Source organism: Barnesiella intestinihominis YIT 11860 (assembly GCF_000296465.1).
GTDB lineage: Bacteria > Bacteroidota > Bacteroidia > Bacteroidales > Barnesiellaceae > Barnesiella > Barnesiella intestinihominis.
In genome coordinates this window covers 905,189-919,408 of the sequence record NZ_JH815203.1, presented here as the reverse complement: position 1 = coordinate 919,408, position 14,220 = coordinate 905,189, and the positions used below count along the sequence as shown (strand labels likewise).

The 14,220-nt window shown below is 46.4% G+C and carries 11 protein-coding genes and 1 pseudogene; 8 read left to right on the top strand and 4 right to left on the bottom strand.

All coding sequences use genetic code 11. The annotated features are described in order from the left end of the window. Window positions 1-4: 4 nt before the first annotated feature. The 4 genes from HMPREF9448_RS03770 to porQ all read right to left on the bottom strand — a co-directional run bounded on the left by HMPREF9448_RS03770 (window position 5) and on the right by porQ (window position 5,150). Window positions 5-2,257, bottom strand: a complete 2,253-nt coding sequence (locus tag HMPREF9448_RS03770; RefSeq protein WP_040295952.1) for a bifunctional alpha,alpha-trehalose-phosphate synthase (UDP-forming)/trehalose-phosphatase — start codon at window positions 2,255-2,257, stop codon at window positions 5-7. 229 nt (window positions 2,258-2,486) lie between these two features. Further along, window positions 2,487-3,374 (bottom strand): 4-hydroxy-3-methylbut-2-enyl diphosphate reductase, encoded by an 888-nt coding sequence (locus HMPREF9448_RS03765; protein ID WP_008861259.1) that lies wholly within the window; start codon window positions 3,372-3,374, stop codon window positions 2,487-2,489. A 30-nt stretch (window positions 3,375-3,404) separates the two neighbouring features. Then, the gene (gene cmk, locus HMPREF9448_RS03760; RefSeq protein WP_008861258.1) at window positions 3,405-4,118 is read right to left on the bottom strand and encodes a (d)CMP kinase; all 714 of its coding nucleotides are present in this window, start codon (window positions 4,116-4,118) and stop codon (window positions 3,405-3,407) included. Further along, a complete protein-coding gene (porQ, locus tag HMPREF9448_RS03755) occupies window positions 4,119-5,150 on the bottom strand; it encodes a type IX secretion system protein PorQ (RefSeq protein WP_008861257.1) in 1,032 nt (343 codons plus the stop codon). It abuts the gene before it with no gap. 249 nt (window positions 5,151-5,399) lie between these two features. Here porQ and HMPREF9448_RS03745 point away from each other — a divergent pair, with 249 nt between their 5' ends. The 8 genes and pseudogenes from HMPREF9448_RS03745 to HMPREF9448_RS14695 form a co-directional block, all read left to right on the top strand. Beyond that, entirely contained in the window at window positions 5,400-6,374 is a 975-nt protein-coding gene (locus HMPREF9448_RS03745; RefSeq protein WP_008861255.1) for a polyprenyl synthetase family protein, read from the top strand. Window positions 6,375-6,389: 15 nt separating this feature from the next. Continuing rightward, the gene (locus tag HMPREF9448_RS03740) at window positions 6,390-7,094 is read left to right on the top strand and encodes a hypothetical protein (RefSeq protein ID WP_008861254.1); all 705 of its coding nucleotides are present in this window, start codon (window positions 6,390-6,392) and stop codon (window positions 7,092-7,094) included. Then, the gene (locus HMPREF9448_RS03735) at window positions 7,087-7,854 is read left to right on the top strand and encodes a TatD family hydrolase (protein WP_008861253.1); all 768 of its coding nucleotides are present in this window, start codon (window positions 7,087-7,089) and stop codon (window positions 7,852-7,854) included. Before HMPREF9448_RS03740 ends, HMPREF9448_RS03735 begins: the two co-directional genes overlap by 8 nt. Window positions 7,855-8,061: 207 nt before the next feature. Further along, entirely contained in the window at window positions 8,062-11,517 is a 3,456-nt protein-coding gene (locus HMPREF9448_RS03730) for a DUF6443 domain-containing protein (protein WP_008861252.1), read from the top strand. Then, a complete protein-coding gene (locus tag HMPREF9448_RS03725) occupies window positions 11,495-11,956 on the top strand; it encodes a hypothetical protein (RefSeq protein ID WP_008861251.1) in 462 nt (153 codons plus the stop codon). Before HMPREF9448_RS03730 ends, HMPREF9448_RS03725 begins: the two co-directional genes overlap by 23 nt. Before the next feature lie 751 nt (window positions 11,957-12,707). Continuing rightward, a complete protein-coding gene (locus HMPREF9448_RS03710; RefSeq protein ID WP_008861249.1) occupies window positions 12,708-13,271 on the top strand; it encodes a hypothetical protein in 564 nt (187 codons plus the stop codon). Between the two features lie 183 nt (window positions 13,272-13,454). Beyond that, window positions 13,455-13,916 carry a hypothetical protein gene (locus tag HMPREF9448_RS03705; RefSeq protein ID WP_157260329.1) on the top strand — a complete coding sequence of 154 codons (462 nt, stop codon included), beginning with the start codon at window positions 13,455-13,457 and terminating at the stop codon, window positions 13,914-13,916. A 32-nt stretch (window positions 13,917-13,948) separates the two neighbouring features. Next, window positions 13,949-14,220 (top strand): annotated as a pseudogene (locus HMPREF9448_RS14695) (hypothetical protein); the annotation flags it as partial.

Sequence of the window (14,220 nt, the reverse complement as noted above, 5' to 3'; positions counted from 1 at the left end):
GGTTTTATTTTAAGTTTAGTAGTTCTTTAAAGAAATGTAATGCGGAGTTCAATCCTTTTCGGACTTTATCGTTGGTCGATGACTCGCCCGAAATATTTACCAATGTTTGCAACAAGGGGAGGACTTGTTCCTGCGATGGCAAGTTGTATCTGGCGGTTTCGGAGACGTAACCCACTTTTATGGTTGCCGCATTTTTGGGCAGGGCCTTGAACATATCTTCGTCGGTGGTGTCGTCGCCGATAGCCAGAATAAAATCGTAATATTCTTTTTTGAGTTGGCGGGAAACTTCCGAGCCTTTGTTGTAATCGGGCGATTTTATTTCGATCACTTTGTCTCCCTGAATGATTTGCAATTTCTGTTGTATACAGATAGAAACAAGTTCGTTGGCTAATTGTTGGGCTCGCAAAGTTCCCAGCCAAGCATCGCTTTCCCGATAGTGCCATGCGATGGCGGTTTCTTTGACTTCCAGACGCGAACGGGGTGTTTTCGCTACGAATAGTTTGAGGATAGATAACAAACCTGCGCTCCATACCGGTTTGTTGATGTTTTTGTGCCATAGCCCGTTTTCCCGATAGAATGCTCCGTGCTCCGCAGCTATCGAGACCGGAAGGTTCCCCAGCCATTTTTCCAATGTGAAATGATCGCGCCCGCTATTGATAACGATGTGGTTGTCGGAGTCTTCACAAAGTTTTTGTAGCGTTTCTATGAGTTCGGGTGTCGGCTCGGCATCTTCGGGGCGGGGTTTGAGAGCCGCCAATGTTCCGTCGTAGTCCAAAAGAATGAGCCGTTTTTTCGCTCTATTGTACTCTTGTTTGATAGTGCCTATCGCGTTTGCTGTAATCTGTTTTTTGCGGAAGGAGATGTTCTTGCGGCAAATATCGTTCCACTCGTCGGTAAAGTCGGCAGCCCATTTGTCGACGGTTTGGGTCGAGATGATTTTCTGCATGTTTTGCAGCCGTCGCAACTGTTCCTCTACGGGCATTTCCAATGCTTGACAAATTGCCCGTTCGATTTGTCCCGTGTCATTGGGATTGATTAACAGAGCGTCGGTCAATTCGACGGCTGCTCCTGCCATTTCGCTGAGAATCAATACACCGGGATTTTCGCTTTTGGCGGCTACATATTCTTTGGCTACCAAGTTCATTCCGTCCCGGAGGGGGGTCACAAGCGCTATGTCGGCCATGTGGTACATGGCTGTCAGTTCCTCGAAAGAAAATCCGTGATAGAAATAATATACCGGAGTCCAATCCATCGTAGAATACGCCCCGTTGATGGAGCCTATTTCTTCGTCTATTTTGGTCTTTAATTGGGCGTAACTGCCTACGTGGTCGCGCGAGGGGACTATGATCATAGCCAAAGCGACCTTGCCATGATATTCGGGGTGATGTTCGAGGAAGGCGGCGAAGCCTCGCAGCCTGTGCAGGATTCCTTTACTGTAATCGAGGCGGTCCACGGAGAGAATCAACTTGTGATCTCCGAACAGTTTTCTCGTGCGGTCGACCGCTTGACGGACTTCCGGTTGTGTAGAAGCATTGTGGTACAGGTCGTAATTAATCCCCATAGGAAGGGCATCTATTCGTACGACCCGATTGCCTAACTGTATTTCGTCCAATTTGAAATTCATGCGCAGCACGCGTTCTACCGCACTGATAAAGTGCCGCATGTAGTCGTGAGTGTGAAAAGCTATGAAATCGGCTCCTAACAGACCTTTGAGAATCTCGGCTCGTTCGGGCAATATGCGGAAGAGTTCATAGGACGGGAAAGGTATGTGATGAAAATAGCCTATGCACAAGTCGGGAACGGCTTCTCGAAGCATACCGGGCAATAACATCAGTTGATAATCCTGTACCCACACTTTATCTTCGGGGCTTATCAGCCGGCAGATGGTTTCACAGAATCGCTTGTTTACTTCTCGGTAGGCTTGCCAGAAAGTGTCCTTGTACAATGTATAGGCAAAGAAATAGTGGCACAGCGGCCAGATGGTACTGTTGCTGTAACCTTCGTAATAATTTTTTATCTGGGTGTCGGACAGGAATACGGGGTGAAAGTTTAGTTCTTCCAATTTTTCCCCGATCGCTTGTTTGTCGCTATCATTATCCACACAAATTCCCGGCCACCCGATCCAATGCTTTTCGTAAGCAGTTTGAAGAGAATCGAGCCCCGTTGCCAGTCCGCCTTCGCTTCGGGTGAATGAAAACGTTCCGTTTTTTTCGCTTACCTTGACCGGCAGTCTGTTTGATATGATGTAGAGTTTCATATCTCTTGCACGACAAATGGCAGACCATTTTTGTGGGGATATGATTAAATTGTTGATTATTATGGCGATAGTCGGTTTTTTCGGAGCGCAAATGCCTTTCATTTTGATAAACTATTTACCAAAATGAAAGGCAGGGGTAGAATCTATTTTTGTATAAAGTATCGGAGTAAACTTATCCGGGCTGAGCCGGATTATGCTTGCTTTTGGGTATTCACAGAAATACGGTCGGTCATCGGGTGGCGGTAGAGCCGGTCGTTTCCAATAACCGGGTTATGTATTCTTGGACTTCGGTCATGAGCCAGCGGGGGGTGGAGGTAGCTCCGCAGATACCTATGCTCTCTTTTCCTTCGAGCCAAGTGGGGTCTATTTCGCTGATGTCGGAAACGAGTCGGGATTGGGGATTGACTTGCAGGCATTCTCCGAAAAGCACCCGTCCGTTGGAACTCTTTTTCCCGCAAACGAACAGGATAAGGTCGTGTCGGCGGGCAAACTCCCTGATATTGGGAATGCGGTTGGCGACTTGCCGACAGATGGTGTCGAACGATTCGAATTGTCCATCGGGTTTCAGCTGTTTTATCTCGTCGACGATGTGGCGGAAGCCTTCTACCGACTTGGTTGTCTGGGAATAGAGCAACAGTTTTTTGCGGAGGTCTATCTTGTCGAGGTCTTTGTCCCCCTCGATGACGACGGCTTTGCCGTGGGTCTGTCCCACCAGTCCGTTGACTTCGGCGTGTCCGGTTTTGCCGTAGATAACGATTTGCGCCTCGCCGGGAGGGTTGGAATCGTATGCGGTTTTGATTTTACGTTGCAGTTGCAACACGACGGGGCAGGTGGCATCGATGATTTCGATGTTGTTCTCGGCGGCGATTCGGTAGGTTTCGGGAGGTTCGCCGTGGGCTCGCAGCAATACTTTCACGTCGTGCAACTGTTTGAGTTGCTCGTGGTCTATGGTGATGAGCCCTTTGGCTTTGAGTCGTTCCACCTCGTTGCTGTTGTGTACGATGTCGCCGAGGCAGTAGAGTCGTCCGGTGCGGTCGAGTTCTTCTTCGGCTTTGCGGATAGCCGTGACTACACCGAAGCAGAAACCCGAATGTTCGTCTATTTCTATGCGTGCCATAACCTGTCTCCTTTCTACCTTTGCGGGTGATTATCGAAGTTTATCGACGGTTTCTCTGTACCGGGTCATGAGCCATGCGTCCTGCTCGGCGATTGTCATGTGGGAATTGTCGAGCTCTATGGCATCGTCGGCTTTGCGCAAAGGGCTTTCTTTACGGGTCTGGTCAATGTGGTCGCGTTTGTTGATGTTGGCGACCACTTCGTCGAAATCGACATCGACACCTTTCGCCCTCAGTTCGTCGACACGTCGTTGTGCCCGAGTCTCCGCTGAGGCCGTGACGAATATTTTCAGTTCAGCATGGGGGAATACGGTCGTGCCTATATCGCGCCCGTCCATGACGATACCTTTCCGTTCGCCCATTTTTTGCTGTGCGGCAACCATAGCCGTGCGCACGAAAGGTATGACACTAACGGGGCTTACCTTATCGGATACTCGCATGGAGCGAATTTCACGCTCTACGTCGATTCCGTTTAGAAATGTGTGTGTCATACCCGTTTCGGAATCGGGGCGGAAATCGATTTGAATGTCGTCCATGAGGGACCTCAGCGTATCGGTATCGACCGTGTCGCCGTCGATGAGACCGTGGTCGAGGCAGTAGAGGGTGACGGCGCGGTACATTGCGCCACTGTCGATATAAATGTAGCCTATGTTCCGGGCAAGAGCTTTCGCCATCGTACTTTTCCCACACGACGAGAAGCCGTCGACAGCGATGATTATCCGAGGTTCAGGTTTATTCATAAGCATTTATTTTTTGAATTCGAAAAGATTGGTCGAGAGGTTGACCATGAGCGTGGTCGCTCCCGTGTGTTGTTGTGCGAGGGCGACACCTATGCCGAACATGCGGACTTTGATTCCGCCGCCTATGCTGAATCCGGAGAGAAAGTTACGGTGAGCGGTGCGCATGTCGGTGCGGGTTTTGTAGTTGTACCCCACTCCTATGTAAATGCGGTCGGTGGGAAGGAACTCCACGCCGAAAATGAGGTGGCGGAAAAGGTTGTCCACGAATCCGCTTTTTTCGACGATTTCGTCGCTCCCGGTGTAAGAGCTGCTTTCGATGGTGGGATAGGGAAGTTTCCACCTTGTGAGGTTACGAGCGGTGACCGACACCCGTATGGGCGCATGTTCGAGGCTTTGCGTATAGCCTATCTGCAAATCGAACGGCATGCGTTCGAAAGTGTCGTTGTAACGTTTGATTTGTCCACCCAGATTGCGTGCTACCAGCGAGAGCGAGAGGTCGTTGTCGGCGTTGTAATAGTTGAGGCCGAGATCGACGGCAAGCGCCCAAGAGGTGTATTGTTCGTAGGAGGAGTAGATGACTTTGGCATTGACTCCGCCCCGCAAGGTCGTGGTGATGTCGTGGGCATAGATACCGTTGAAGACGATGTCTTTGGGTGAAAATTCACCGGTGATCACGCCGGTTTCGTCGGCACTTTTCATTTTGCCGTACCCGTAGTATTGTATGCCGGCCGCCCATGCTCCCCGTTCTCCGGCCGCCTTTCCGAAAGTGGCTCCTGCCAGATTGATTCCCCCGACGTATTTCATGTAGTTCAGCCCGAGTTGCAAATCCGATTCGGGTCCCATCAGAGCCGGGTTTTGATTGACGAGGTTTATATCTTCGTCGATGACGGATATATTGGTTCCTCCCAACGTATAGGCGTGGGTAGAGGTGGGGATATTGAGAAAGTCGAACGAGCTTTTCCCCTCTTGTCCCCTCCCGGCGAAGCATGTAGTGACAGTCGCCAGAAGAACCGTTATATATCGAAACGTATGTGTCATAATTGTTTTCGGGTTTCAAAGATAGCCAAAATTCCCGGTCGGCAGAAGGTCGCGTGATTGAATTTTGCTTTCGGCAGAATGGTTCCCGATGATTTATTAACGGGAAAAAGGGCAATAAAGTATGTGGCGGAACGAGTTTGTATCGGAACTTTATTCGTATTATATTGTGAGTTATGTTTGCTCGGCTCGATGGAAATCGTTAATTTTGAACTCTGTTCTATGTAAAACATAAAAATTTTCAAGTAGTTTATGGAAAAACTGCAAAGATATTTCGATGCGATAGAAGCTGAACTTTCGAAGATAGAATATGCCGCCGAACCCGATGGATTGTATGCTCCCGTGCGTTATGAGTTGTCGTTAGGCGGTAAGCGCGTGAGGCCGTTGTTGACGCTGCTTGCCTGCGAGATGTTTGCGGGCGATTATCGTCGGGCATTGAATGCGGCGGTGGGGTTGGAAGTGTTTCACAACTTTACGCTGTTGCATGACGATGTGATGGACAAAGCCGACGTGCGCCGTGGTAAACCTACGGTGCATAAGGTGTGGGACGAGAATACGGCCATACTTTCGGGCGATGCCATGGAGATCATCGCTTTCCGTTATATCGCCCGCACGGAAGCTCCGCACACGGGGGCTGTCGTCGAGTTGTTCCTGAAAACGGCTCTTGAAATTTGCGAGGGTCAGCAATACGATATGGAATTCGAGCGTCGGGACGATGTGACCGAAGCGGAATATATCGAGATGATTCGCTTGAAAACAGCCGTGCTGTTGGGAGGAGCGTTGAAGATAGGGGCGATTATAGGCGGAGCGAGCGAGACGGATGCGGATTGTGTCTACCGTTTCGGCGAGTCTTTGGGACTGGCGTTCCAGTTGCAGGACGATTGGTTGGACGTGTATGGCGACCCTGCCCGTTTCGGGAAAAAGATAGGAGGCGATATTCTGAATAACAAGAAAACGTATATGCTCATCAATGCCCGGCAACGGGTCGAAGGGAAAGATGCCGAGGAGTTGTCCCGCTGGTTGGGCGCGGCCGAATACGATCCTTCCGAGAAGATAGCTGCTGTGACGGCGTTGTACGACCGTGTCGGTGCGGGCGATTTGTGTCTGCGGCAGGTCGACGAATACAGTCGTCGGGCGATAGAGGCTTTGCGGCAAATCGGAGTGGACGAAGCGGCGAAGCAGCCTTTATACGATTTGGCGAATTCATTGATAAAACGAGATCACTAAAATTTTTCAGAAACAATGCCTTACCGCCGGTTACCGAATACAGACAAAGCCCGCCTTACCGCTCTCGAAAAAGCGGTGGCGATGGAGCACGAGTGCGATGTGGACAAGCAGGCGGCTTCGTATAAAACGCTGAACGAGGCCCGCGCACTTTTGAGACGCTTCAAAAGTGCCGTCGGGCAGTTCCAGTATTGCTATACGGCTCAGGCCGAGGCCAACCGACAATATCAGTCGCATTTGAAGACGGCCCGGTTGTACATCTCGCATTTCATACAGGTGCTTAATTTGGCAGTGTTGCGTAACGAGGTGCGTAAGGAACACAAATTGTTTTACGGGCTCGACCCCGAAGATTTTGCCGTGCCCGAGCTGACCGGCGAGAAGCACATTCTCGTTTGGGGAGAACGTCTCATCGAGGGGGAACGCGAACGGGTGTCGCACGGAGGCGCACCTATTTATAACCCTACGATCGCGAAAGTGACCGTGCATTACGATATTTTCAAGGAAGCCTATCGGGAACAACAGAATTATAAACTGAATACGACTCGTTCCCAGTCGGGATTGGATGCCTTGCGCGAGGAGGCGGACCGGATTATCTTGGATTTGTGGAATCAGGTGGAAACGTATTACGCCGATCTTCCTGCCGAAATCCGTTTGAACCGTTGCCGGGCTTACGGCGTAGTATATTATTACCGCAGTGGAGAAAAACGACCCGAAGATGATTGATACTCACACGCATATTTATCTGGAAGAGTTTGACGAAGACCGTGTCGAGGTGGTGCGCCGCGCCCGTGAAGCGGGAGTCGAACGAGTGATATTGCCCAATGTCGATTTCGACACGGTGCAAGCCATGCATGCCACGAACGATTTGTTTCCCGGTTATTGCCGTATGGCTATGGGGCTACACCCCACGTCGGTGGAGGACGATTATCGGGAGCGGCTTGGACAGGTGAGAGAGCTGCTTTTCTCCGGGGAGTATTGCGCCGTGGGCGAGATAGGGCTCGATTTGTATTGGGACAAGACCTATGCCGAGGAGCAGAAAGAGGCTTTTGTGATGCAAACGGGGTGGGCGGCAGAGTCGGGTTTGCCGGTGATTATTCATTGCCGGGAGGCATTCGACGAAATATTGGCTCTGTTGCAGTCGGGCAGAGTGCCGGCATTCCGAGGGGTGTTCCACAGTTTCACGGGGTCGGCCGAACAGGTGCGTCTGCTGAGGGGAACCGGTGACTATTATTTCGGGATAAACGGCATCGTTACTTTCAAGAACGCTCATCTTGAAGATATGGTACGAGAAGTGGGCATCGGGCGTATATTGCTCGAAACCGATGCCCCGTATTTGGCTCCCGTGCCTTATCGAGGCAAACGGAACGAACCTTCGTATTTGCCTTATATGGCGAAGCGAATAGCCGAAATTCTGGATATTACGACTGCCGAGGTGGAGGAGGCTACCACGGCCAATGCTGTGCGATTGTTCGGAGAAGGGTGATTCCCGGATAATGGGAAGAGCCGGCTTTCATGCTATGCATAGGGGGAATGTGTTTCATGGGGCTTTCCTCGAAAATAATTCCCGAATTTTGTTTGAAGAGGGTTAAAACAGTCGTTTGGAGCCGAGGCATGAAAAAAAAGCGTGAAATATTTGGGGAAATGTAAAAAAAAAGCATAAATTTACGGAGAGACACAAAATCACGATACTATGAAAAGACCCCTCCGCTTTTCAATGAGTTTGTCTATACTCTTTTTGTCGCCCATGTCGGCGATAGTGTCGGTTGCCGTCGATATTCCTTTGAGTTTGTCGTCTGAAAAAAATTATATCGTGGAGGTCGTTCTTCCCGGCGGTAGTACGTCGGCGAATATAGAGGACGGCCGGATAACTGCCGAAGGGGCTTCGCAGGCGCTTGCGACCGTGGTCTATTATGACGGGCTGGGTCGTCCCGAACAGACTGCCCGAGTGGGTTTCACGGCAACGGGCGCCGACCTGCTGTCCACAGTCGGTTACGACGAGGCCGGGAGAGAATATCGTCAAGGGCTTCCCACACCCGTATCGGGGAACAACGGCTGTTATGTGAATCCTTCTACATACGGGCAGACGGCTCAAAGTTATTATGGAGACACATATCTCTATCGGGAGACTTTGTACGAAAACTCACCGTTGAGCCGGACAGTCGGTGTGAAAAATCCCGGAGCTGTTTGGAACGCTCACCCGAAGACTGTTGCATATCGGTGCAATACGGCAGGAGAGGTCGTTCTTTTCCGCATTTCGTCCGATGGGGTACAACGAGTGGGGCGGTATACGCCGGGTGCTCTTTATGTTACTCGCGAAACCGACGAGGACGGAATTTGGCAAGAGAGTTTCACCGATAAATCGGGTCGGGTGGTTATGACCCGTCAGGGAAACGGTTATGACACTTACTACATTTATGACGACCACGGCAGGCTGTGCTATGTACTGCCCCCGATGGCTGTGGACGGAATGTATAATACCGGCAATTATCCCGACAGCCACACTCTTTTGCAACAGTATGCCTATCTCTATAAATACGACGACCGGGGGAACTGCATAGGGAAGCGTTTGCCCGGTTGTAAATCGATACAGATGATTTACGATAGGGCTAATCGATTGGTCATGAGTCAGGACGGCAATCAACAGATCGGAAGCCTCTGGACCATAACCAAATATGATGCCCTCTCCCGAGTGCTGTATACTTATGAGACGGATCCGTTGCAGAGTCCACCGGACTTGTATCGGTATTGCAGGGAAAGGAGGTTTGTCGAGGAACGTGCCGATAGTTATACTGCGTGGCCGGGTATGGGTTATACCCTCAGGATTCTGCTGCCTGCCGCCAATGATTACCGGTTGCTCACGGTCAATTATTACGACGACTATTCTTTTTTGTACATCGAGGGGACGGCAGCCTCGCAGCTTGCCTATCGGAGTAAGGAGGGATATGGTGCGGCTTATTCCTCGGCCAAAGGTTTGCTGACCGGGACGCAGGTGTTCGACTTGACGGACAGGAGCAAATATGCGATTACCGTTTATTATTACGATGAATATGGAAATCCCGTACAGACACGCACTCGGCATGTATCGGGCGATTATGAAATGACTTATGCTCAATGCGACCTTTCGGGAAATATTCTTGAATCATACACGGAACATTTGGATTCCCGGGGGCGTTTATCGGTATCGGAGTCCGTAGAAAATACTTATGACCGCTCGGGACGCCTCACCCGCACCGATTATACGGTTAACGACTCTTTGTCTACCGATTGGAGATATGAATACGACGAGTTGGGACGGATATCCGGCAAAAGTATCGACGGAGGACTGACGCATGCTAAATATCGGTATAATTTGCAGGGTTGGATCACTCGGATAGAAGATGTCGATTTCGTGCAGAATTTGTATTACGAAAGCCTTATGGGAAACTATGGGAAAGTTCGTTACAACGGAAATATATCGGCGATGAATTGGACATATCGCACCGATACCGACACGATTGTGAACGGCTATCGCTTCACTTATGATGCCCACGACCGGCTGGCTTCGGCCTATTCGGTGACGGGCAGTGATTTTTCTAGCGGCCGCTATCATGTCGAGTATGAATATGACAAGCATGGTAATATGGTAAATTTGTATCGCAATGGGGGAAGGGGCGGAATGATAGACGAGATGAACTGGTCTTATGAAGGGAATAGGGTAGTAGAGATTACCGATATGATGGGAGAACAGGGGCGATACGACATGAAAGAATATCGGGATTATAACTATAATGGACTCGATTATTTTTACGACCCCAACGGAAATATGACGGCCGACCTCGACCGGGATATTGTCGCCATACGATACAATTTGCTGAACCAGCCCGACACCGTGCAGTTCCGCAACGGGTCGGCTATCGTGAATTATTACACCGCCGACGGCAAGAGAACCGGCAGTAAATACCTCACACCACTGACAACGGTCGTTATCCCTGCGGGGCAGACCTTCGGCAGTACATCGGGGACTGCGGCCATGAGCAGTCATGTTACGGCACGTCGGGGTTCTTTGGAATATGCGGGAGCCGATTTCGAGAGCGATACCCTGATACGAATTCATAACGGCGACGGCTATTTGGATTGTTCGGAACAAGATTTCCGGTACTTCGTGCGGGATTATCAAGGGAATATCCGCACCGTCTACGGCAGTGCGCTTAAAAATTTGAAATTTATAGAAATCGACAAACCACCCCGCCACCTTGCTACCGTCCCCTTCGATTGGTTCGACAGAGGCGACATGCAGTATATCGAACTTCAAAAAACCGTCACCTACCAACGTATGCAATACTATCCTTTCGGTCTTCCTTATGAAGCCCATTACCAGCCCGAAGAACAGCCGTACAAATACGGAGGAAAGGAGTTTATAGAGCTGCACGGCTATGACAGTTACGACTTCGATGCCCGTATGTATTATCCGGCTCTCTGCCGATTCACCACTATGGATCCTCTCTGCGAGAAATATTATTCCATCTCGCCTTATGCCTATTGTAATAACAATCCGGTGAAATATGTAGACCCGGACGGAAGGAAGGTAGAAGCGGATAAACTTTCTCAAAAAAACATCAGTAATACACTAACAAAGCAAGAGGTAAAGTTTTTAAGATTTGACAAAAGTGGAGTACTTGATATAAGAAGATTGAACAAATCGAAAAGTTTCTCCGAAAATATGACTGCCTTGAAAGCATTAGCGAATAGTGAGGTAGTATATAGTTTTCAAGTTAAGGACAAAGATCACGCAGGTTTTGCTTACTACGATAATTCCTCAACAGGAGGAAATTTTTATAGAGGTACAACTGAAATGCCGAATACAGAGTCGAATCCTTCGCCTGACAATAAAGTATATGTTCTTGTTGGAAAAAATTTGAATGAGAAACAGCAAGTAATGACTACCGCACACGAAGCTTTTGGGCATGCCTATTTTTACGAAGTTTATCGCAACGTAGTAAAAGCAAGCCATACGTATAAACCAGAAGTTCGTGTGATCTGGGATGAGGAATTACATATGAATATTTTTGAAATTACAAAAGTTCCTACAAATCTTATTTTGGAAAATCAAATAAAAACAGTTGTAAAACAAGCAGAAAATAATTATGAAGAAAAGAAGAACCCGTGAAGTATTATTAATGGTATTGTTCTTTTGTTTGACAAATATTGCTTTTGGTCAAATACAAACAAAAACAGATACGATATTGTGCCATAACAAGAATCTGATTATCGAGTATCCAGCAATCCACAAAATTAATGTTGTCAATTATGAAGAGGGTTATTTCAAAATAATAAATTGCGTTTTAGATTCTGCTGCAATAATAATACATTGTGGAAGTATGATAAATTTACCTTTGACAGATTTGTCGGATAAAATAATATGTAGTGAATTTGTACTAGGTAAAGATGTTCGTAGTATAAGAGGGTACTATATGACAGATAATGGAAAAAAATATTTTAGAGAAGATAATTATTTCAAATATGGTATTGCCATTGTCTATGAGCATGTAGGAGAAACAAAATTGAAATCTTATGAACATTTTTTCAACGACATAAAAATACAATAAAAATACTGCCTATGAATAGCATTAGTAATAATGTATCTTTTCAAATATACAATAATGAAAACGAATATATGAAAGTAACTTCAAATTGGTAATTTATGGCAACTTTTAAAATGGATAGAATAATGGGATTAGTAGTAATATGTATAAATGTATTGTTGCTAATTCAATCACTATATTTGCTTTATGCTTACAATCTTACAAATAGGTTGTTTTTATTTATGTATCCGAATTGGGTATTATTGATAAATGCTTTGCTGGCAGTAATTGGGAATTATACGCCAATACTTGTAATTAAAAATAAAATTGGATTGAAAACTTTTCTGAAAACGACATTGCTATTTTGGTTAATTGTTTTTTAATTATTGTCTTTTCCCAGTTATATATTAAGAAATCTTTTTAATTTGTCAAACGGTGCAGGAGGCTCTTGGTAACACTTATGAATAATAAAAAATTAAATAAGATATTACAGTACATATTTATACTATTTTCTTTGATAGTAATTGTTTATAGTGTTTTATTTATTATCAATCAGGAAATTAATATAAAGTATTATTTTGAAGATTACTTACCTAACGGCAGTAATAATTTAATTCCTATTTGTCAAAAAGACTTTTTTTTTTAGAGTTGATATTATATGCTAAAGTTCTTCTTTTTTATGCTATATACGGATTAATTTTATCAATCTATTGTATAAAGAAATCTCAATATCAAACAAAGAAATAAAATATTTATATCCTTAAAATAATCCATTATGAAAAAGTCGATTTTAATATTCCCGATTCTGTTTTTGCTTTTACCCTTTTTGGGGAAGAGTGAAGATAATGAAAATTCAATCGAATCGATATATGTGCTATATTATAACTATTCATTTAACAGTCCAGTAGATATAGATTGCGACTGTCTGAGAAAAAGAATGATCGGACCATTCATCGATATTACCGATAGCGGTCTGATAGAATATCCGGACTCAATGGGCATAGTCGACACTCTATTGATCGATCCGAAGCTGTTGCGGGAAGTTCATGACGAGTTGAAAAAACTAACCCCCAATGCTAACCCTTATCCTCCTGATACTCGAGCATCCTATACCTTACGTTACAAGGACGGCTCAGAAGAAAAAATATGTATGGGTGAGTATGATCACTTTTGGTTTAGGGGGAGAAGCTATACCAACAATCGGTTGTTGTATTTACTGAGAAAAAGCATAGACTATTATAGAATAGTATGGGAGCCTATGTTAGATGGGCTTGAAGAGTTAAACGATACTACATTTGAACGAGAACCGGTAGTGGGGAAACACGGCATGGTTTATTAAATTAGGCAATGGTAACCTGTGGCAGTAGTCGTGCAGCGTCTCGATACCTCCCTTCGGGGGGTATTTTCCGCAGCCGGAAATACACCAACTCAAAAAGCAAATAATTTAGGGAAATGTTAAAAATATGCAAGAGTGATGAAAACAATGGTCTATATATTTTTCTCGTTTTTCATGTTTTGTGCTATGAATTTAAATGCACAGAGTCCAATAGAGATTGATACCGTATCGTTGAGATATGTCAATGGATTCACCAATCAGCATGAGATTGTAGATGAGTATCGAATGAAAAATCATTCAAACGAAGAGTATATAACTTGGGTGTCATTGGAGCCGATAAAGAATAAATCGAACCTTCTGTTGATGCGCGAATTCTTTTTACAGGCACATGGCGATTTCAGTTATCTACATCTGATGGGTGATTGCATATTAGACGAACTACCCGTCAATACAGGATATTCGTTTATTAAAAAAATTGCACCCGGTGAGACATTTTCATATTTTATTGTCAAAACAGATCCGGAATCAAATTTTTATTCCGAAAGGATTGTCCTTATGAAGGAGAGTGAACTCACTCAATTTTTAAAGACGCAGCTTGAAGAAAGATATTTTTTCAAACCATCGAATATTGTTTTAACTGGAAAATGACCTACCTATCCAAGAGATTAGCCCACATACCAATGAAGAGCATACGATACAATTTGCTGAACCAGCCCGATACCGTGCAGTTCCGCAACGGGTCGGCTATCGTGAATTATTACACCGCCGACGGCAAGAGAACCGGCAGTAAATACCTCACACCACAGACAACGGTCGTTATCCCTGCGTGTCAGACCTTCGGCAGTACATCGGGGACAGCGGCCATGAGCAGTCATGTTACGGCACGTCGGGGTTCTTTGGAATATGCGGGAGCCGATTTCGAGAGCGATACCCTGATACGAATTCATAACGG